We start from the raw sequence: 17,992 nt of genomic DNA on the forward strand, positions 1-17,992 counted from the left end.
CGGCGGGGCGATGGTCGGGTGCAGGAAATAGAGGATGTTGGCGACCGCCGGTCCCAGGCCCTTGATCTTCAGCGCGTCGATGCGATGGATCTCGGCCAGAACGTGCTCTTCGGTGTCGCAGCAGACGATAGAGCCGCTCCTTGTGGCGGCGCACCAGGACGGCGAAGGCCTGATCGTCGCCAGCCGCCGCCCGTTCGGCGAGTGCGTTGTCGGACGCTTGGCTGTCCACGGTCAGCGCGCATCTTCGGTCAGGGATCGCACGACGGCCTGATCGAACCGGGCGGCTTGCTGGGGTGTCAGCTCCCGGCGCATGCCCACCGTGTGGACGATGGTTTCCTTCTGCAGCGCCCCCATGGCCTCATGCACCCGGTCGATCGCCCGCTGTACCTTGGGGGTATAGGCGTGCGTCTCCTGGATGGCCTGGGCCAGCTCGATATTGGCCGTGCGCATCTCCGCTTCGAGCTTCAGTCGGCGGGTTTCGTGATCGCTTTCGATGTCGGCGATGCGCTGCTTCTGAGCGGCGCTGAGACGCAGTCCGTGATGAACCAGCTCATGAAGCGCCGGTGGACGCGCGCCCAGGGTGATCAGCTGCGCGCCGGTCCACACGCCCAGCAAGGCCACGACCAGCGACAGGCACAAGGTCAGGGCCGTGCTGCGGACCATGCCCACTAACGCCCCTCCAGCAGGCTGGACGGGGCCAGCCGCGCCGCGCTCGCGAACAGACCGTAGTCGCGTTGAGGCTCGACCGTGGAGGCGGCCAGGGCGCTGCCAGCGGTCAGGCCCATGGCCAGGGCCAGCACTACCGAGGCGATCTGGACGGGGGCCATGGCCGCCTGGACCAGAGCCTCACGCCGCAACGCGGCGATCCCCCGGCCGACTTCGGCCTCCAGGCCGTCCAGCGACCTGTCGGCCGGGCGGGCCGCCAGGCGCCCGATCAGCTCATCCAAAGGCTCGGTCATGTGCAGGATCCTTCAAGCTCTCCCCAAAGCGGATACGCGTCAGGGCGGCGCGCCCCCTGCGACGCTTGCGCGATCTTCAGAAGCTCGGGTCGAGACCCTTGCCGGGTGGACGGCTAACGGCGGTTCGGGAGCGGTGTCGGCGAGGATGTCGGCGCGCCCGCGCCCTGGGGCGGCGTCAACCGTCCGACGACCTTGAAGGTAACGCTGGCGGCGACGGGCTGGGCTTCGCCAGGAATCTTGGCGGTGAACTTCAGCGCCCAGGTTCCGTCGGTCGGCAGGTCCGCGCGGAAGGTGTAGACCCCGTAGTCCAGGCTGGGGGCGAAGAAGGCGGGCAAGGCCCCATCCGCCTGCTGGAGGGGCGTTAGTGGGCATGGTCCGCAGCACGGCCCTGACCTTGTGCCTGTCGCTGGTCGTGGCCTTGCTGGGCGTGTGGACCGGCGCGCAGCTGATCACCCTGGGCGCGCGTCCACCGGCGCTTCATGAGCTGGTTCATCACGGACTGCGTCTCAGCGCCGCTCAGAAGCAGCGCATCGCCGACATCGAAAGCGATCACGAAACCCGCCGACTGAAGCTCGAAGCGGAGATGCGCACGGCCAATATCGAGCTGGCCCAGGCCATCCAGGAGACGCACGCCTATACCCCCAAGGTACAGCGGGCGATCGACCGGGTGCATGAGGCCATGGGGGCGCTGCAGAAGGAAACCATCGTCCACACGGTGGGCATGCGCCGGGAGCTGACACCCCAGCAAGCCGCCCGGTTCGATCAGGCCGTCGTGCGATCCCTGACCGAAGATGCGCGCTGACCGTGGACAGCCAAGCGTCCGACAACGCACTCGCCGAACGGGCGGCGGCTGGCGACGATCAGGCCTTCGCCGTCCTGGTGCGCCGCCACAAGGAGCGGCTCTATCGTCTGCTGCGCCGTTACACCGACGACGCCGATGAGGCTTATGAGGCGGTGCATGAGGCCTTCATCGCCGCCTGGGGCGCGCTGAAGCGCTACGATCCCGACCGCTCGTTCGGCGCCTGGCTGCGCACCATCGCCATCAACAAGGCTCGCGACCGCAGACGGCGCATGATGGTGCGCAGGCTGGTGTTCGGCGCGCGCGGCCTGGACGACGCAGAGGCGCTGGCGACCCCCGATCCGGCCGCCAGCGCCGAAACCGGCGTGCTGCAGGACGAGGCGGCCGCGCGCCTGGGCCGCGCCATCGCCAGGCTGCCCTCGGCGCTGAAGGCGGCGCTGCTGCTGACGGCCTTCGAAGGCATGAGCCAGCAGGAGGCCGCCGACGTCCTGAAGGTCTCGGTCAAGACGATCGAGACCCGAGTCTATCGGGCGCGCAAGCTGCTAGGCAAGGATCTGGCCCTCGACCGGTCGGCGCCGATCAGGTGAGGCGGTGGGACACCTTCTCCAGGGCGGCGATCCCCGCGCCGAACTGGCCGATGGCGTCGCGATGCTTCTCCAGGGCGCTGTAGGGCAGGTAGCGGACGCTGAGATCGGCGATGCGGCTGAAGGCGGGCCGGGCGATCTGGGCGCGGACATCGGTCTCACGCTTGTCGGGCGCGACCAGGAACAGGCTGTGCAGGCCGCTGGTCTCTCCGCCTAGGGCTAGGTCCAGCATCCGCACGATACCCGAATAGATCGACGTGGTGTGCTCGACCTCGAAGGGGGCGACGATAGCGCCGGCCGCGTCCAGCCATAGCACGTCGATCAGGCGCACCGCCTCGGCGCCGGGGCGGCCCTCAAGCTCGGCCGGAAGCCTTGGCAGGCATTGGTCGCCCAGCCGGCCCGTCCCATAGGCGCGGCCGCGATCGTTCTGAGCGATCCAGACCTGATAGCCCAGCGCCAGCCCCAGATCGCGCAACCAGCCCTGGATCTGGGTATGGGTCCGGTCGTCGGCTTCGGCCGGCGTCGAGGTGGCGGCTTGCGAGCGGACCTTGGCCAGGTCGGCGACGAAGGCCTGGCGGGCTGCTTCGTCGTCGGCGCGCGGCGGCGGCGCATAGAGGCCCATGCCCAGATCGAAGCAGAAAGCGGCGACCGCGCCCAGGTCGTTGGATAGCAGGTCGCGATGGCGCTGGTTGAAGGCGATCAGGCCTTGGCGCATGGCCAGGTACTGGTCCCAGCGCCCCAGCTTCACATTGGCCCCGGTCAGGGCGTTGTAGCCCCGGACAATGGCGGTGTTGAACGGCGGGGCGATGGTCGGGTGCAGGAAATAGAGGATGTTGGCGACCGCCGGTCCCAGGCCCTTGATCTTCAGCGCGTCGATGCGATGGATCTCGGCCAGAACGTGCTCTTCGGTGTCGCAGCAGACGCAGGCGTCCAGCAGGCGGCCAAAGGCCCGCTGGTTGTCGGGGTTCTCATAGATGTCGGGGATGCGCAGCTTGGGCTTCCACAGAAAGGCGTGGTCGGCGCCTTTGAACACCTGCCGCTGCTCGGCGATCGAGTGGACGACGGTCTCCAGCGATGAGCCGCGATAGGTCACGCCAAACCGGTTGGTCTCGATCTCGGCGGCGACCTGCTGGACGCCGCGCCGGATCGACCTGAAGTTCTTCAGCCGGTCTTCCCACAGAAACCAGCCGCGATAGGCGCCGCGTGGATCGTCCCGCCAGCGGCCCAACAGCTCCCGCATCAAAGCATCCGACACTTAAGGCCCCTCCTGGCCGCCTTGAATCGGCGTGGCGGCGCTTGGCCAGCAAAGCGCTTTGGACCCAGCGGCGCCAGACCCATTCTGTGCGCCCGCGTTGTGCCCGGGGCCAGGCGCGAGGGCGCCAGGCGGCGGCTGCGTATATCCAGCGCGGACGCTGCGCTCGCGCCGGGCCGCCCGATCCTGACCTCTGACCCGGATGCTGCCCGATGTCCGACCCCGTCGACTGCGTGATCATCGGAGCTGGCCCCGCGGGCCTGGTCGCCGCGCTCTATTTGCTCCGGTTTCGACGCACCGTGCTGATCGCCGAACGCGGCGGCAGCCGCGTGGCGATGATCCCGCGCAGTCACAACTACCCGGGCTTTCCCGAGGGGATCGGCGGCCTGGACCTCCTGCGGCGCCTGCAACGCCAGATGCTGCCCTACGGCAAGCCCGAGTGGGGCGGGGAGGTGCTGGCGCTGGAGGCTCAGGCGCGCGACTGGCGGGTCATCTTCAAGGGGCAGGTGGTGCGGGCGCGCACCGTGCTGGTCGCCACCGGGGTGCGCGACCGCTGGCCCCAACTGCTCGACGCCCAGGCGGCTGTGCAGCAAGGGGTCCTGCGGTTCTGCCCGATCTGCGACGGCTTCGAGGCGATCAACAAGAGGGTTGCGGTGATCGGCGATGGCGACCATGCCGCCCGCGAAGCGCTCTTCCTGCGCGCCTACAGCGCCTCGGTCACCCTGCTCAGCGACGGGCGCGAACTCTCCGCGACGATGGCGGCCGACTTGCGCCAAGCCGGCGTGGCGCTCGAGGCGACGCAGCCAGGATCCGTGCGCTTCGCCGGTGGTGTGGTCCGGGCGAGCGACGCCCACGGGCGCGAGCTGGCGCCCTTCGACGCCATCTACGGCGCGCTGGGCGTGGAGCCTCAGACACGGCTTCTGGCGTCGCTTGATCTGGCGCTGGATGCGGGCGGCTGCGCGATCGTCGACGGGCATCAGAAGACCTCTCGCCCAGGTCTCTACGCGGCCGGCGACGTGGTGCGAGGGCTCAACCAGATCAGCGTCGCCGTCGGCGAGGCGGCGATCGCCGCAACCGCCATCCACAACCTCCTTCGCGAGCAGGCCGCCGATTTGGCCTGATCCTTCGGCGGAGGTGACGGGCGAGGGGTAACGCCTTGGCTCGCGTACACAGAGTCGAAGGCCCATTCGTTCTGGGAGGCGATTTAAGCATGGCTTGGCGTTCACGGCGCCCCGATCGGCGCTCAACGGCGCGCGGGACCGGTCTGTCGCCCAACGCCTGGCTCTTCGGCGCGGCGGCGGTGCTGATGGCCAGCACGACCCTGGCTCAGCTCATGCCGGTTTTGGCCGCGGCCCAGGAACCGGCGCACATCGATCGCGTCGACGCGCCGCCCGTCACCATCCTGACGACCACGACCTTGCCGACGCCCAAGGGGCTTTGGGTGCTGGGCAAGGTCACCAGCAGCATCCATGCCGCCGCGCCGCCGCTGACGGCGCATCTGGATGTCACCGCTTTCGACGGCGGTGGCGCGATCCTGGCCAGGGCCGTCACCCATTGGAGCGGTCTGCTGCCGCCCGGCAAAGACGCCCAGCCGGCTCGCTATGATGTCCTGCTCAAGGGTGTCTCGGACGCGGCCGTGGCGCGCTTGGAAGTGCGCTACAGCGCCATGGACCATGCGGCCGAACCCGATCTCGCGCCATGAGCGTCAGACCTTTCGACGTCTGGCCGCTGGTTCCGGCCGCCGCCGGCCTGGGCGGCGCGCGTCTTTCCACCGCCAGGAGGTGACGATGAGCAAGATCGGCCATGGAGATGGGGGCGGGGCGGCGATCGCCGCCTCGGCCTTGCGCGCCCAGCAGGGCCGCATGCGGGTGATCGCCGAGAACATGGCCAACGCCAATTCGACGGGATCGACGCCAGGCGCGGAGCCCTATCGCCGCCAGATCCCGGTCTTCGAGGTCAAGGACCTCGGCGAGGGACAGGGCGTGGAGATGAGCCGCGTGCGGCCAGATCCGTCGCCCTTTCCCAAGGCTTATGAGCCTGGCCATCCGGCGGCGGATGCGGCCGGCTATGTCCTGACCCCCAATGTCAACGGTCTGGCCGAGGGGCTGGACATGAAGCAGGCGATGCGGGCCTACGAGGCCAATCTCAACGTCCTGGAGAACCTGGACGCGATGGAAAAGAGCACCCTGTCCTTGCTCGACAAGACCTAGTCGCGCCCACGCCTGCGGCCGTGGGCGGCCTGCTTGGGACGCGCCGATGTCGGCTCGCTTCCGCCGGTCAAATCCGCCAGGATCGGACACTCGGGCCGGTCGTCTCCGGCGCAGCAATGGGACAGGTGCCGCAGGGTGTCGGCCATGGCCTGCATTTCGGCGATCCGCGTATCGAGCGCGGCCACGTGCTTGTCGGCAATGGCCTTGACCTCGCGGCTGGGCCGGCCCCGGTCGCGCCAGAGCGAGAGAAGCCCGGTGATCTCCTCCATTGAAAAGCCCAGGCTGCGCGCCCGCTTGATGAAGCGCAGCTCGTTGACCTCCCGCGCGTCATATTCGCGATAGTTGGCGTCGGTCCGACTGACCGGCCGCACCAGGCCGATCTCGTCGTAGTAGCGGATCATCTTGGCGGTGACGCCGGATGCGCGCGCGGCCTGACCGATGTTCATGCGGGTGTTCCTTCCAGGCTGGCGGCGTCCTTGAAGCCGCGCAGGCGCAGCGCGTTGGCCAGGACGCTGACGCTCGACAGCGCCATGGCGCCGGCCGCGACCATAGGCGAAAGCAGTAGGCCAAACAGCGGATAGAGCGCGCCTGCCGCCACGGGGATGAGTACGGCGTTGTAGCCGAACGCCCAGATCAGATTCTGGCGGATGTTGGCCAGCACCGCTCGGCTTAGAGCCCGGGCCGTGGCCACCGCGCGCGGATCGCCGCGCATCAATACGACATCGGCGCTCTCGATGGCGATGTCCGAGCCGCCGCCCATGGCCAGGCCAATGTCGGCCGCGGCCAGGGCGGGCGCGTCGTTGATCCCGTCGCCGACGAAGGCCACCCGTCCGAACTGGGCCTTCAAGGCCTCGACGGCGGCGATCTTGCCATCGGGCAACACCTCAGCAACCACCTCGTCCAGGCCCAGGCGATCGGCCACGGCTCGGGCGGTGACGGCGTTGTCGCCGGTGACCAGGGCCACCTTCAGGCCCTGGGCTTGAAGCGCCCGCACCGCCGCCAGACTGGTCGGGCGGATCGGGTCGGCCACCGCCAGCAGGCCGGCCAGCACGCCGTCGATGGCGACATAGAGCGGGGTCTTTGCCTCGCCGGCCAACCGCTCGGCCTCTGGCGCGAAGGCCTCGACCGCAATGGCCAGGCTGGCCATGAAGCGATCGGCTCCGATCTGGACCCGCCGGCCGCCAACAACGGCTTGGGCGCCGTGTCCGACCGCGGCTTCGAAGCCTTCGGCTGTGTCGATGTCCAGGCCCTTGGCGCGGGCCGCATCGATCACGGCCAGGGCGATGGGGTGCTCGGACTGGGCCTCGACAGCGGCCGCCAGCGCCAGGACCGTTTCGGCCTGATAGCCAGGCGCGGGCTGCAGGTCGGTGAGCGCCGGGTGACCCAGGGTCAGGGTGCCGGTCTTGTCGAACGCCACGACCTGAACGTCGGCCAATCCTTGCAGGGCCTCGCCGCGCCGGAACAGCACGCCCAGTTCGGCGGCCTTGCCGGTTCCGACCATGATCGAGGTCGGGGTGGCCAGGCCCATGGCGCAGGGACAGGCGATGATCAGCACAGCCACGGCGTTGACGAGGGCGAAGCTCAGGGCCGGGGAGGCGCCGAAAACCAGCCAGGCGACGAAGGTCAGCAAGGCCGCGGCCATCACCGCCGGCACGAACCAGCCGGTGATGCGATCGACCAGGGCCTGGATCGGCAGCTTGGCGCCCTGGGCGCTTTCGACCATGCGGACGATCTGGGCCAGCATGGTGGCCGCGCCGACCTTGTCGGCGCGGAACCGCAAGGTGCCGTTCTTGTTGAGCGTGCCGCCAGTGACACTGGCTCCGGCGCTCTTCTCCACGGGGATCGGCTCGCCCGTCAGCATCGACTCGTCGACAAACGAGGCGCCGTCGAGGACCTGTCCGTCGACGGGCAGGCGCTCGCCGGGCCGGACCAGGACGATGTCGCCGACCCGGACCTCGCCGATGGCGACGTCCAGGATCACGCCTTGGCGCTCGACCCGGGCGGTCTTGGCCTGCAAGGTCATCAGCCGCTTGATCGCTTCGCTGGTGCGGCCCTTGGCCTGGGCCTCGAACAGTCGGCCCACCAGCACCAGGGTGACGATGACCGCGGCGGCCTCGTAATAGACCTGGTCGGCGCCGGCTGGCAGCCAAGCCGGAGCGAAGGTGGCCACCGCCGAGAACAAGAATGCGGCGCTGGCCCCCAGCACGACCAGGGCGTTCATGTCGGGCGCACCGCGCAGCAGGCCCGGAACGCCCTTGCGATAGAAGCGCAAGCCCGGACCCAGCAGCACAGCGGCGGCGAGCAGGAAGCTGGCCGGCCGCCAGATCGCATCGGGCAGATAGGTCATCAGCCAGGCATGTGCGCCGGGCACGAAGTGGCGGCTCATTTCGACGATGAACAGCGGCAAGGTGGCGGCCGCGGCCAGCGCCACGTCGCGCTTGAGGCCCTTGATCTCGTGTTCGCGAGCCTGCTGCTGGCGGTCGGCGTTCTCGGCCGAGGCGGTTGGGGCGATGTGGGCCGAATAGCCCGACGCGGCGATGGCGCCGATCAGCCCGGCGGGTTCGAGGCCTTCAAGAACGGTCACGCTGGCGCGCTCGGTGGCCAGATTGACCGTGGCGTCGAGCACACCCGGAACACTGGCGAGCGCGCGTTCGACCCGACCCACGCAACTGGCGCAGGTCATGCCCTCGATCACCAGGTCCATTGTCCTGGAGAGCGGCTCGTATCCGGCCTTGCGGATGGCGTCGACGACGGCCTTTGTCTGACCGCCCTCGCTGAACCGGACCTGGGCGCGTTCGGTCGCCAGGTTGACGGCGGCCGCGCTGACGCCGGGAACGGCGGCGATGGCCGTCTCCACCCGGCGCACGCAGCTGGCGCAAGTCATCCCCAGCACAGGAATATCGATCGGATCGAAGGTCGGAGCGGGCATTGGCGGCTTTCCTGCAAAGGGTGCCCGATCCTGATGATCCTTCCCATCATGGTAAGGTCAAGCCGTTGTCGAAGATCGTCGATCCAGAGACGGCGCCCTTGACCTTCCCATGGTGGGAAGCCCCATGTACCGCAACGAAGCCGATCACAAGGAGACTTCCATGCTTCGTTTCGCCGTCGAGGACATCAGCTGCGGCCACTGCGCCAAGGCCATCACCGAGGCCCTGGTCGCGCTGGACCCCAAGGCTCGGGTCCAGGTCGATCTGTCGGCCAAGCAAGTCGCCGTGGACACCGAGGCCAGGCCCGAGCCGGTAGCGGCCGCCATCACCGCGGCCGGTTACACACCCGTGCCCATCGCGATGGCCGCGGCCGGTGGCGGGCCGGCGCCAGTCAAGGGCTGCTGCGGCCGCGGTTAGGTCGATCCGGGACGCGTCGCCAGACCGCGACGCGTGCCTTTTTGCGCTTTATCGTCGCGCTGTCCGTCGACGCAGCAGCAGATAGCCGGCCGGGATTACGAACATCGACAGCAGCGGCGCGCTCAGCATGCCGCCAATCATCGGCGCGGCGATGCGGCTCATCACCTCGGCGCCCGCGCCGTGGCCCAGCAGGATGGGCATGAGACCCGCAAGGATCACCGCCACGGTCATGGCCTTGGGCCGCACCCGCAGCAGGGCGCCGTCACGCACCGCCTGGGCGACCTGATCCGTCGTTGGATCCGGAGGCAGCGCGTCGAGCGCGTGCTTGAGATAGATCAGCATCACCACGCCGAACTCGGCGGCGACCCCCGCCAGGGCGATGAACCCAACGCCGGTGGCGACCGACTGGTGGTAGCCGAGCAGGTAGAGCGTCCAGATTCCGCCGGTCAGGGCGAACGGCAGGGTGGCCATGATCAGTCCCGCCTCATCGAAGCGGCGGAAGATCGCGTAGAGCAGCACGAAGATGATCAGCAGAGTGGCCGGCACGACGATCTTCAGGCGGTCGGCAGCGCGCTGCAGATACTCGAACTGGCCCGAATAGGAGAGGCTGACGCCGGGCGGCGTTCGGACCTCGCGTGCCACCGCCTTCTGCAGGTCGGTGACGACCGAGGTCAGATCGCGGTCGCGGACATCGACATAGACCCAGGTGGTGGGACGGCCGTTCTCGGTCTTCAGCATCGGCGGGCCATCGGTGACGCGGACATCGGCCACGGTTCCCAGCGTGATCTGCTGACCGCTGGGCGTCAGCATCGGCAAGGTTCGCAGGCCGTCCAGGCTATCGCGCAACTCGCGCGGGTAGCGGACGCTGATTGGATAGCGGGCCAGGCCCTCCACCGTCTCGCCGATGGTCTCGCCGCCGATGGCGCTGGAGACGATCGACTGGACGTCGGCGATATTGAGGCCGTAGCGAGCCGCCGCGGTCCGATCGATGGTCACGTCGATATAGCGGCCGCCCGTCAGGCGCTCGGCCAGGGCGGAGCTGACACCCGGCACGGTCTTGGCCACGGTTTCGATCCGCCGAGCCACGTCGTCGAGTTGGGCGAGATCCGCGCCCGAGACCTTCACCCCGATCGGGCTCTTGATCCCCGTGGCCAGCATGTCGATGCGGTTGCGGATCGGTGGAACCCAGACATTGGTCAGGCCTGGGACGCGGACGGTCCGGTCCAGCTCCGCCACCAGCTTGTCGGGTGTCATGCCCGGCCGCCATTGGTTGCGAGGCTTGAGGCGGATAGTGGTTTCGAACATTTCCAGCGGCGCGGGATCGGTGGCGCTCTCAGCGCGGCCGGCCTTGCCGAACACACTCTCGACCTCGGGCACGGTCTTGATCAGCCGATCGGTCTGCTGGAGCAGGGCGCCGGCCTTGGCCGCGGAAAGACCGGGCAGGGCCGAAGGCATGTAGAGCAGGTCGCCCTCGTCCATCGCCGGCATGAACTCGCCGCCCAGTCGCGACAGCGGCCAGGCCGTGGTCAGCAGGGCGACGGCGGCCACGATCAGCGTCAGGCGGGGCTTGGCCAGCACCGCGTCGAGCGTGGGACGATAGAGCGCCGTCAGGGTCCGGTTGATCGGGTTGGAGGCTTCGTTGGGGATGCGGCCCCGGATCAGCCAGCCCATCAGCACCGGGACCAGGGTCACCGACAGGATCGCCGCGCCGGCCATGGCGTAGGTCTTGGTCAGGGCCAAGGGGCGGAACAGGCGTCCTTCCTGGGCCTGCAAGGTGAAGACGGGGATGAACGACAGGGTGATGATCAGAAGGCTGAAGAACAGCGCCGGCCCCACCTCGACCGCGGCCTCGGTGATGATGCGCCAGCGTTCGGCCGGAGCCAGGTCCTGGTCGGGGTGTGCGTGCGCCCACCGTTCGAGGTGCTTGTGGGCGTTCTCGATCATCACCACGGCGGCGTCGACCATGGCGCCGATGGCGATGGCCACGCCGCCCAGCGACATGATGTTGGCGTCGACGCCCTGGCTCTTCATCACCAGGAAGGCCGCCAGCACGCCCAGCGGCAGGGTGACGATCGCCACCAGGGCCGAGCGCAGGTGGCCCAGGAAGAGGGCGCAGACCAAGGCCACGACCAGGAATTCCTCGACCAGCTTGCTCGAGAGGTTGTGGACGGCGCGGTCGATCAGGCCCGAGCGGTCATAGGTGGTGACCACCTCGACGCCTGGCGGCAGGCTGTGTTTCAGCGTCTCCAGCTTGGTCTTCACGGCGGCGATCACCGCGCGTGCGTTCTCGCCGGAGCGGATCACCACGACGCCGCCGGCGACCTCGCCCTGGCCGTTCAGCTCGGCGACGCCTCGGCGCATCTCGGGGCCGACCTGGACGGTGGCGACATCGCCGATGGTGACGGGCGTCCCTCCGACGCCGGTGCGCAAGGGAGCGGCGCGGAAGTCGTCGAGGCTTTTCAGGTAGCCGCCGGCGCGGACCATATATTCGGCCTCGCCCAGTTCCAGCACCGAGCCGCCGGCCTCGCCGTTGGCGGCCTTGAGCGCCTCGACGACCTGCTGGTGGGTGACGCCGTAGCCGGCCAGCTTGGCCGGATCGACGACCACCTGGTACTGCCGAACCATGCCGCCGATCGGCGCGACCTCGGCCACGCCCGGCACGCCCTTCAGCTCATAGCGCAGGAACCAGTCCTGCAGGCCGCGCAGCTGCGACAAGTCATGGCCGTCGCGCCGGTCGACCAGGGCGTATTCGAACACCCAGCCTACGCCGGTGGCGTCGGGGCCCAGGGACGGCTTGGCGCTGGCCGGCAGGCGCGACTGGACCTGGTTGAGATATTCCAGCACCCGCGACCGCGCCCAGTAGAGGTCGGTCGCGTCGTCGAAGATGACGTAGACGAAGCTGTCGCCGAAGAACGAGTAGCCGCGCACGGTCTTAGCCCCGGGGACCGACAGCATGGTGCTGGCCAGCGGATAGGTGACCTGGTTTTCGACCAGCTGCGGCGCCTGGCCAGGATAGCTCGTGCGGATGATCACCTGGGTGTCGGAGAGATCGGGTAGCGCGTCGATCGAGGTCGAGCGCACCGCGAAGCCGCCGGCCACGACCAGGATCAGGGCCGCCAGCAAGACAAAGAAGCGATTGGCGACCGACCAGCGGATGACGGCGGCGATCATCGGGCCGTCTCCATCTTGGCGATGCGCCGCACCGTCGCGCCCCGCGCGGTCTGCTCGAAGGCGAAGGTGACCTGATCGCCGGCCTTCAGGCCTTGCAGTTGGCGGGCGTCAGCGCTGAAGGTCATGGTCATGGCCGGCCAGCCTATGGCTGGGACCGGGCCGTGCGAGATGGTCACACCGTCCTTGTCGATCATCTCGATGCGGCCCTCGGCGCTGGGAAGCAGGGGCGACGTCGGAGCGACTTTGGACGTCGGGGGCATCGCCATGCTGGGCATTGGCGACATCGCCGGTTGCGCGGGCAGGGGGCGAACCTGGAGACCGGAAAGGCTGGCCTCGGAGTCGACCAGGAACTGGCCCGACGCGACGACGGACTGTCCGGCGTTCAAGCCCGCCAGGATCTCGGTTTGGCCGCCGGCTTCCTCGCCAGTGCGCACCTCGACGGCCTGGTAGCGGCCATTGCCGCTGGCCAGCATCACGACGGCCCGCCGGCCGGTGCGGATCACCGCCTCGGATGGGATGAGCAGGGCTGATTTGTCGGCGGCGGCAAAGGTGACGGTGGCGAAAAGGCCAGGTCGTAGGCGGCCCTGTGGGTTGGCCAGCTCAATGCGGGCCTGGACCGTGCGACTGTCGCCCTGGACCTGAGGCAAGATCGCCTGAACGCGGCCATCGAACCGCTCTCCTGGCCAGGCGGTGAAGGTGACGCCCGCCGATTGACCCGATCGCAGCTTGCCGGCCAGGGCCTCGGGGACGGCGGCTGTCACCCACACACGGCCCACGCCGTTGATCTCGGCCAGGGTCTGGCCCATGGCCACCGTCATGCCAGCGCGGACGTCCAGGCGCGTGATGACGCCGCCACTCGGCGTCGGGATGGTGATGATGGTTCTGGGGCGACCATCGCGCTCGACGGCCTGGACCAGGCCTTCGGACATGCCCAGCAGCTTCAGGCGTTGACGCGCGGCCGAGATCAGCGCGGGATCACCCGATCGGCGCACCGCCAAGTACTCGGCCTGAGCGCCGCCCCAGTCCGGGACCAGGATGTCGGCCAATGGCGCGCCGGCGGCGATCACGTCGCCGGGCGCGCGGGCATTGACCTTCTGGACGAAGCCGCCCGCGCGCGCCTGCACCACGGCGACATCGCGCTGATTGAATTCGACGGTCCCGGGAACGCTAAGACCGCCGGGCAAGCGGCCCTCGCGCACCTGGACCGTGCGGAGGCCAAGGTTCTGGGCGGCGCCGGCGTCGATCCGAACGGCGCCATCTTCCGCACCCTTCTCGTCGGCGTATTTAGGGAGCAACTGCATGTCCATGAACGGCGACTTGCCAGGCTTGTCGAAGTGCTGGCCCGGGACCATCGGGTCGTACCAGTAGAGCGGCTTGCGCGCGTCGGCGTTGGTCGGCGCGGCAGCCATGGGCTGGGCGGTCAAGCGCGCCAGGCCATAACCGCCAGCGCCGGCGACCAGGACGAGCGTGGCGGCGCTGGCCGCGATGACCGGCGTGCGGGAACGGGCGGAGGTCATTGGTCGGATCCGTAGGTGAGGGTCAGGCGCGCGGCGTCGACGGCGACGGCCGCCTCGCGGTCGAGGGCGGTCAGCTGGGCGTTGGCCAAGTCCGCGAAGGCGTCGAGGACATCGGAGAGGCCGGTTGTCCCAGCGCCGTAGGCGGCGGTCTCCAGCTCGGCCCGCTGCTTGGCCAAGGGGACGAGCCGGTCGCGGGCGCGGAGCCACTGGTCATGGTGCATGACGTGATCGGCCAGATCCGAGTCGAGCTGGGCGCGTAAGGTCCGTCGCGTATCCTCGCGCTGGGCCTCGGCGCGGCCCAGGTCGGCGGCGCGGGCGGCGATCATCGGGTCCTGACGCGTGTGTTTCCAGAGGGGCAGGGAGACTGTGACGCCGGCCGAGACCATGTCGCCGAACATCGGGTCGCGTCGCTGATAAGCAACGTCCCAGCCCCAGTCGGGCGAAGTCTCGGCCTTGGCCAGGCGCGTTCCGGCGCGGGCTTCGCCGACGGCGGCGTCGCGGATGGCCAGGGACGGATGGCGGTCCAATCCGGCACGCAGGACTGCTGGGTCGATTTCGACTGGTGGCGGCGCTCCGGCGGTCGATGGATCATCTTCGCCGGTCCAGCGGGCCAACTGAGCCAAGGCGCGAACCTCGCTGGCCTGGACCTCGGCTCGCTGATCTTCCAGAGCCGCCCGCGCCGCCTGAACCGCCAAGGCTTGCGCGGGACGGCTCTTGCCCGAGGCGACCGCCGATGGCGCGGCGGACCATAGCGGTTCGAGCTGGGCGAGAATGGCGTCGATCGCCGCGAGGCGGCGATGGGCGTAGTCGGCCTCGATCCAGGCGATGGCGGCGGCCGTGCGGACTTGGCGAGCTTCCAGGACGGCCTCGGCGCTGGCGGTGGCCACCCCAGCCTCGGCGCGTTCGACCCGGGCGGCGCGCTTGCGGCTATTGGGGACGTCCTGGGCGTAGCCGACGCGGCCCATGGTCATCTCGTCGGCGCCGAGGCGGCCGGCGAGCGGCCCCGAGACCGGAAAGTTGTCGATCCCCAGCGCCAGCGTCGGATCGGGCAGGGCGCCGGCCGGGCCGACCTCGGCCTTGGCCGCGTCGATCTTCAGCGCCGAGGCCTTGAGGCTGGGCGCCGAGCGCGCGGCCGCGTCCAGGGCCTGGGCATAGGTGAGGGGGCTGGCGTTCGCGGACGGCGCGACCAGCACGGCCGCCGCGCACAAGAGGGCAAGGCGCATCACGCGCTCCCGTATTTGCGATGTCGAGGAAAGGACGCGTCGACGGCGGACCGCCAACGCGTCCCGGACGTCAGGTCGTTAGGCCGACTTGTCCATGCAGTGTTCCCGCATGGCCGAACCGCCCTTCATCATCGGGCAGTCGCACGGCGCTTGAGCCATGTCCGTCGCGCGCGGGACCTGGATCGTCCGACGGAACACGTCGTGCGGGTTCGGTGACGGCGGGGCGACGCGCAGGACGTAGTCCTTGGCGGGCGCCGGCATGTCGGCGGCCTGAGCCGCAGCGGCCAGGGTGAGCGACAGCGCGCCAGCGCCGATCGCCAGGATCATCTTGGAGGTCATCGACCTTCTCCATACCGATTGAAAGCCCGTCCAAGGCGCGACGGGCGAGCGCTGGTCATGGGCGTCCGACGTGCGGACGCGCGTTCAGGCCAGGCTTATCGGTGGGATGAAGGGAGGCGACGGATCGAGGCCGTCATGGTCGCGCTCTGCGATCTGGAAGGAGACGTCGGCGAAGTGGGCGATGGCAGCGAAAGCCAAGGTGGCGGGCGGGGGGATCGCCGCCGTGCCGCAACCCATCTTGCCGATGCAATCGGGCGTCATTTTCTTGCAGGGCGCGGGGGCCGGTGTCTTGGCCGGCGTCTGGGCCTTGCCGACGTCCATGGCCATGGGCGCCTCGCCCATGCCCGGCATGTCGGCGCAGTCCATCATCGACAGGGGCGCCGCCGCGGGCGGTGCGTCTGGCGTCATCGGCATGGCGCGCACGCTGGTCTGGCCGACGAAGCCGGCCAGGGCCAAGACCATAAGGATGAGGCGCGCGATGCTCCACATGGTGTTCTGAATACGCCGGCTGGCGGTCAAACAAAAGAGCATGGCCACGCTTAAGGGGCTGAGGGAAGCGCTCGCGCGCGCCGTATCCCGAAGATCCCTCAAACCGCGCCTGACGGAGCGACGCCTATGGATCATTCCCACGACAAGCATGGACCCTATCTTCGCCTGGCGGTGATGACCGTCCTGTCATTCATCGCCATGTACATCCTGATGTACGCCATGGTCGACAAGGCCTCGAGCATCCACCCCAGCCTAAACCAGGCCTACATGGCCGGGCTGATGACCGCACCGATGATCGTCCTGGAACTGGCCCTGATGGGGATGATGTATCCAAAGGCCGGCCTCAACCGGGCCCTGATCGCCACCAGCCTGGCGATCGGGATTTTGTGTTTTGCCGCTATTCGCCAGCAATGGCTGATCGGCGACCGCGAGTTCCTGCGCTCGATGATCCCTCACCATTCCGGCGCGATCCTGATGTGCGGCAAGGCCCCGATCCGCGATCCGGAAATCCGCACCCTTTGCGCCGGCATCATCGAGGGCCAGAAGAAGGAGATCGACCAGATGAGCACCATGCTGGCCCGCTGAACCGACGGTCTCCAGGGTTTGACGCCGCGGATCGAGGGCGCGCCCCCTCGGTCCGCCGCGCTACCGCCCGAGCGATCCCCCCCTACGGACAAGACAACTGCGCGCCCCATTTGTCGCTAAGATGCTAGGTCACGGCGCCAAAGGGTCCTTAAGTGAGGGGGACCGCGCGCCGCTTGCGTATAGTGAGACTTCAAGGTCAGGGGATCGACCCATGAGCGATGAGCTCGATCAAATGTTGGAGGTGCTGAGGCGATCGCCGACAGCATCGTTGCATGGCCTCGAAGGCCAGATCTGGGCGCGCATCGATAGCGCCCGGGACGCTCGCCGAATGTCCAGCGCGCTTCTGCCCGTGCGCGCGGCCTGCGTGATCGCCGCCTTGGGTGTTGGCCTGGCGGGGGGCACCTTCACCGCCGTGGCGGCCGCGCGCGAGCCGGCGGAAATCTCGGCCTTCTCGGTGGACGCACACCTGGCGCCCTCGACCCTGCTGGGCGGCGGTCGCTGATGCTCAAGATCACCCGTGGCCTGATCCTCACCGTCATCCTGGCGTTCCTGGCCGGCGCGGCCGGGGCCTGGATCGGTTCCTGCGGTCTGCTGCCCACGCGCCGCCCGGTCTCGCTGCACGAGATGGTCCACCACGAACTGAAGCTGTCAGCGGACCAGGACCGCCAGCTCGACGTGCTCGAGCAGGATTTTTCAGTGCGTCGCAAGGCTCGCGAAGCCGAGCTGAGGGCCGCCAACGCCCAGCTGGCTGCCGCCATCCAGGAACGGCACGAATATTCGCCTGAGGTCCAGGCCGCCGTTGAACGCTTCCACGCCGCCATGGGCGCCCTGCAACTGGAAACCGTCCAGCACGTTCTGGCGATGCGTAAGGTGCTGACTCCCGAGCAGGCGGAGAAGTTCGATCGCCGCGTCACCCAGGCTCTCACGAACGAAGCGCCGTGACCGAAGGGCTCGGCGAAGCGGAGGACGCCGTCCTCGCGCGGCGGGCCGCGGCTGGCGACGAGCCGGCATTCAGCCAGCTGATGCGCCGCCACAAAGGAACGTTGCACGCCTTTGCCCGCCGTCACGTCGGCGACCAGGAAGCCGCACGCGATGTCGTTCAGGACAGTTTCGTGGCCGCCTGGAAGGCGCTCGACCGCTACGATCCGGCTCGGCCGTTTTCGACCTGGCTGCGGGCCATCGCCCTCAACAAATGCCGCGACCATGGCCGCCGCCTGGTCGTGCGCCGCTTGATCCTGGGCGAACGCTCGATCGATGCGCCCGGTACGCCCGACTATGCCGACGAGGGGCTGGATCCCGAGGCACAAACCGAACGCGCCCAGCAACTGTCGCGGCTGGAAGCGGCGATTTCCCGCCTGCCGGTTCAGCTCAAGGAGCCGCTGATCCTGACCTATCTGGAAGGCTACTCCCAACAGGAAGCCGCCGACCTCCTGGGCGTCAGCGCCAAGACCATCGAGACCCGGGCCTATCGGGCGCGCAAGCGCCTGGCCGAATGGATTGCGCCGGGCTGATACTTTTTC

21 protein-coding genes are annotated in these 17,992 nt (G+C 68.9%); 10 read left to right on the forward strand and 11 right to left on the reverse strand.

The genetic code is table 11. The features are described 5' to 3' along the window. Positions 1–231: 231 nt before the first annotated feature. The 3 genes from CSW60_RS00010 to CSW60_RS00020 form a co-directional block, all read right to left on the reverse strand. The gene (locus CSW60_RS00010) at positions 232–663 is read right to left on the reverse strand and encodes a Spy/CpxP family protein refolding chaperone (RefSeq protein WP_231737602.1); all 432 of its coding nucleotides are present in this window, start codon (positions 661–663) and stop codon (positions 232–234) included. A 5-nt stretch (positions 664–668) separates the two neighbouring features. Further along, positions 669–959, reverse strand: a complete 291-nt coding sequence (locus CSW60_RS00015) for a hypothetical protein (RefSeq protein WP_062099987.1) — start codon at positions 957–959, stop codon at positions 669–671. Positions 960–1,072: 113 nt separating this feature from the next. After that, the gene (locus tag CSW60_RS00020) at positions 1,073–1,294 is read right to left on the reverse strand and encodes a hypothetical protein (protein ID WP_099535061.1); all 222 of its coding nucleotides are present in this window, start codon (positions 1,292–1,294) and stop codon (positions 1,073–1,075) included. Between the two features lie 35 nt (positions 1,295–1,329). Between CSW60_RS00020 and CSW60_RS00025 the strand changes: the two genes are divergently transcribed. Together CSW60_RS00025 and CSW60_RS00030 are read left to right on the forward strand one after the other, a co-directional pair. Then, on the forward strand, positions 1,330–1,761 hold the full coding sequence (locus CSW60_RS00025) for a Spy/CpxP family protein refolding chaperone (protein WP_231737602.1): 432 nt from the start codon (positions 1,330–1,332) through the stop codon (positions 1,759–1,761). Between the two features lie 2 nt (positions 1,762–1,763). Continuing rightward, positions 1,764–2,345: an RNA polymerase sigma factor gene (locus CSW60_RS00030; protein ID WP_369800993.1), complete on the forward strand. Its 582-nt coding sequence runs from the start codon at positions 1,764–1,766 to the stop codon at positions 2,343–2,345. Here CSW60_RS00030 and CSW60_RS00035 read toward each other — a convergent pair. After that, positions 2,338–3,582 carry a type II restriction endonuclease gene (locus CSW60_RS00035; protein ID WP_231737600.1) on the reverse strand — a complete coding sequence of 415 codons (1,245 nt, stop codon included), beginning with the start codon at positions 3,580–3,582 and terminating at the stop codon, positions 2,338–2,340. The two genes, CSW60_RS00030 and CSW60_RS00035, sit on opposite strands and share 8 nt — an antisense overlap. Before the next feature lie 224 nt (positions 3,583–3,806). On the opposite strand from CSW60_RS00035, the gene CSW60_RS00040 reads away from it, so the two are divergent. The 3 genes from CSW60_RS00040 to flgC all read left to right on the forward strand — a co-directional run bounded on the left by CSW60_RS00040 (position 3,807) and on the right by flgC (position 5,804). Beyond that, positions 3,807–4,715: an NAD(P)/FAD-dependent oxidoreductase gene (locus CSW60_RS00040; RefSeq protein WP_062099983.1), complete on the forward strand. Its 909-nt coding sequence runs from the start codon at positions 3,807–3,809 to the stop codon at positions 4,713–4,715. Positions 4,716–4,804: 89 nt separating this feature from the next. Continuing rightward, positions 4,805–5,296: a hypothetical protein gene (locus CSW60_RS00045; RefSeq protein ID WP_062099982.1), complete on the forward strand. Its 492-nt coding sequence runs from the start codon at positions 4,805–4,807 to the stop codon at positions 5,294–5,296. An 85-nt stretch (positions 5,297–5,381) separates the two neighbouring features. Next, positions 5,382–5,804 (forward strand): flagellar basal body rod protein FlgC, encoded by a 423-nt coding sequence (gene flgC / locus CSW60_RS00050; RefSeq protein ID WP_062099981.1) that lies wholly within the window; start codon positions 5,382–5,384, stop codon positions 5,802–5,804. Here the strand turns inward: flgC and cueR are convergent. Together cueR and CSW60_RS00060 are read right to left on the reverse strand one after the other, a co-directional pair. Then, positions 5,801–6,250, reverse strand: a complete 450-nt coding sequence (gene cueR / locus CSW60_RS00055) for a Cu(I)-responsive transcriptional regulator (RefSeq protein ID WP_062099980.1) — start codon at positions 6,248–6,250, stop codon at positions 5,801–5,803. The two genes, flgC and cueR, sit on opposite strands and share 4 nt — an antisense overlap. Further along, complete coding sequence (locus CSW60_RS00060; RefSeq protein ID WP_062099979.1) at positions 6,247–8,733, reverse strand: heavy metal translocating P-type ATPase; 2,487 nt, start codon at positions 8,731–8,733, stop codon at positions 6,247–6,249. Before CSW60_RS00060 ends, cueR begins: the two co-directional genes overlap by 4 nt. Before the next feature lie 160 nt (positions 8,734–8,893). On the opposite strand from CSW60_RS00060, the gene CSW60_RS00065 reads away from it, so the two are divergent. After that, positions 8,894–9,148: a heavy-metal-associated domain-containing protein gene (locus CSW60_RS00065; protein WP_062100005.1), complete on the forward strand. Its 255-nt coding sequence runs from the start codon at positions 8,894–8,896 to the stop codon at positions 9,146–9,148. 48 nt (positions 9,149–9,196) lie between these two features. On the opposite strand, the gene CSW60_RS00070 is transcribed toward CSW60_RS00065, so the two are convergent. The 5 genes from CSW60_RS00070 to CSW60_RS00090 form a co-directional block, all read right to left on the reverse strand. Beyond that, a complete protein-coding gene (locus CSW60_RS00070; protein ID WP_062099978.1) occupies positions 9,197–12,319 on the reverse strand; it encodes an efflux RND transporter permease subunit in 3,123 nt (1,040 codons plus the stop codon). Beyond that, positions 12,316–13,836, reverse strand: a complete 1,521-nt coding sequence (locus CSW60_RS00075; RefSeq protein WP_062099977.1) for an efflux RND transporter periplasmic adaptor subunit — start codon at positions 13,834–13,836, stop codon at positions 12,316–12,318. The genes CSW60_RS00070 and CSW60_RS00075 overlap by 4 nt, the downstream gene beginning before the upstream one ends. Beyond that, positions 13,833–15,059, reverse strand: a complete 1,227-nt coding sequence (locus tag CSW60_RS00080) for a TolC family protein (RefSeq protein ID WP_062099976.1) — start codon at positions 15,057–15,059, stop codon at positions 13,833–13,835. The genes CSW60_RS00075 and CSW60_RS00080 overlap by 4 nt, the downstream gene beginning before the upstream one ends. Positions 15,060–15,137: 78 nt before the next feature. Beyond that, entirely contained in the window at positions 15,138–15,398 is a 261-nt protein-coding gene (locus CSW60_RS00085; protein ID WP_062099975.1) for a hypothetical protein, read from the reverse strand. Between the two features lie 84 nt (positions 15,399–15,482). Beyond that, a complete protein-coding gene (locus tag CSW60_RS00090) occupies positions 15,483–15,929 on the reverse strand; it encodes a hypothetical protein (RefSeq protein ID WP_096033048.1) in 447 nt (148 codons plus the stop codon). A gap of 84 nt (positions 15,930–16,013) precedes the next feature. Between CSW60_RS00090 and CSW60_RS00095 the strand changes: the two genes are divergently transcribed. From CSW60_RS00095 to CSW60_RS00110, 4 genes are all read left to right on the forward strand, one after another. After that, on the forward strand, positions 16,014–16,472 hold the full coding sequence (locus CSW60_RS00095; protein WP_062099973.1) for a DUF305 domain-containing protein: 459 nt from the start codon (positions 16,014–16,016) through the stop codon (positions 16,470–16,472). A gap of 211 nt (positions 16,473–16,683) precedes the next feature. Beyond that, positions 16,684–16,974 (forward strand): hypothetical protein, encoded by a 291-nt coding sequence (locus CSW60_RS00100; protein WP_062099972.1) that lies wholly within the window; start codon positions 16,684–16,686, stop codon positions 16,972–16,974. After that, entirely contained in the window at positions 16,974–17,414 is a 441-nt protein-coding gene (locus tag CSW60_RS00105; protein ID WP_062099971.1) for a periplasmic heavy metal sensor, read from the forward strand. Before CSW60_RS00100 ends, CSW60_RS00105 begins: the two co-directional genes overlap by 1 nt. Then, on the forward strand, positions 17,411–17,983 hold the full coding sequence (locus tag CSW60_RS00110) for an RNA polymerase sigma factor (protein WP_062099970.1): 573 nt from the start codon (positions 17,411–17,413) through the stop codon (positions 17,981–17,983). Before CSW60_RS00105 ends, CSW60_RS00110 begins: the two co-directional genes overlap by 4 nt. Positions 17,984–17,992: the final 9 nt, after the last annotated feature.

Source organism: Caulobacter sp. X (assembly GCF_002742635.1).
In the GTDB taxonomy this organism is placed as follows: domain Bacteria; phylum Pseudomonadota; class Alphaproteobacteria; order Caulobacterales; family Caulobacteraceae; genus Caulobacter.

Coding starts and splice junctions, on each gene's coding strand:
- CSW60_RS00080 (WP_062099976.1), bottom strand. CDS start 15,059: ATGCGCCTTGCCCTCTTGTGCGCGGCGGCCGTGCTGGTCGCGCCGTCC.
- CSW60_RS00105 (WP_062099971.1), top strand. CDS start 16,974: ATGCTCAAGATCACCCGTGGCCTGATCCTCACCGTCATCCTGGCGTTC.
- flgC (WP_062099981.1), top strand. CDS start 5,382: ATGAGCAAGATCGGCCATGGAGATGGGGGCGGGGCGGCGATCGCCGCC.
- CSW60_RS00015 (WP_062099987.1), bottom strand. CDS start 959: ATGACCGAGCCTTTGGATGAGCTGATCGGGCGCCTGGCGGCCCGCCCG.
- CSW60_RS00010 (WP_231737602.1), bottom strand. CDS start 663: ATGGTCCGCAGCACGGCCCTGACCTTGTGCCTGTCGCTGGTCGTGGCC.
- CSW60_RS00065 (WP_062100005.1), top strand. CDS start 8,894: ATGCTTCGTTTCGCCGTCGAGGACATCAGCTGCGGCCACTGCGCCAAG.
- CSW60_RS00085 (WP_062099975.1), bottom strand. CDS start 15,398: ATGACCTCCAAGATGATCCTGGCGATCGGCGCTGGCGCGCTGTCGCTC.
- CSW60_RS00090 (WP_096033048.1), bottom strand. CDS start 15,929: ATGCTCTTTTGTTTGACCGCCAGCCGGCGTATTCAGAACACCATGTGG.
- CSW60_RS00045 (WP_062099982.1), top strand. CDS start 4,805: ATGGCTTGGCGTTCACGGCGCCCCGATCGGCGCTCAACGGCGCGCGGG.
- CSW60_RS00035 (WP_231737600.1), bottom strand. CDS start 3,582: ATGCGGGAGCTGTTGGGCCGCTGGCGGGACGATCCACGCGGCGCCTAT.
- cueR (WP_062099980.1), bottom strand. CDS start 6,250: ATGAACATCGGTCAGGCCGCGCGCGCATCCGGCGTCACCGCCAAGATG.
- CSW60_RS00075 (WP_062099977.1), bottom strand. CDS start 13,836: ATGACCTCCGCCCGTTCCCGCACGCCGGTCATCGCGGCCAGCGCCGCC.
- CSW60_RS00100 (WP_062099972.1), top strand. CDS start 16,684: ATGAGCGATGAGCTCGATCAAATGTTGGAGGTGCTGAGGCGATCGCCG.
- CSW60_RS00040 (WP_062099983.1), top strand. CDS start 3,807: ATGTCCGACCCCGTCGACTGCGTGATCATCGGAGCTGGCCCCGCGGGC.
- CSW60_RS00025 (WP_231737602.1), top strand. CDS start 1,330: ATGGTCCGCAGCACGGCCCTGACCTTGTGCCTGTCGCTGGTCGTGGCC.
- CSW60_RS00070 (WP_062099978.1), bottom strand. CDS start 12,319: ATGATCGCCGCCGTCATCCGCTGGTCGGTCGCCAATCGCTTCTTTGTC.
- CSW60_RS00060 (WP_062099979.1), bottom strand. CDS start 8,733: ATGCCCGCTCCGACCTTCGATCCGATCGATATTCCTGTGCTGGGGATG.
- CSW60_RS00095 (WP_062099973.1), top strand. CDS start 16,014: ATGGATCATTCCCACGACAAGCATGGACCCTATCTTCGCCTGGCGGTG.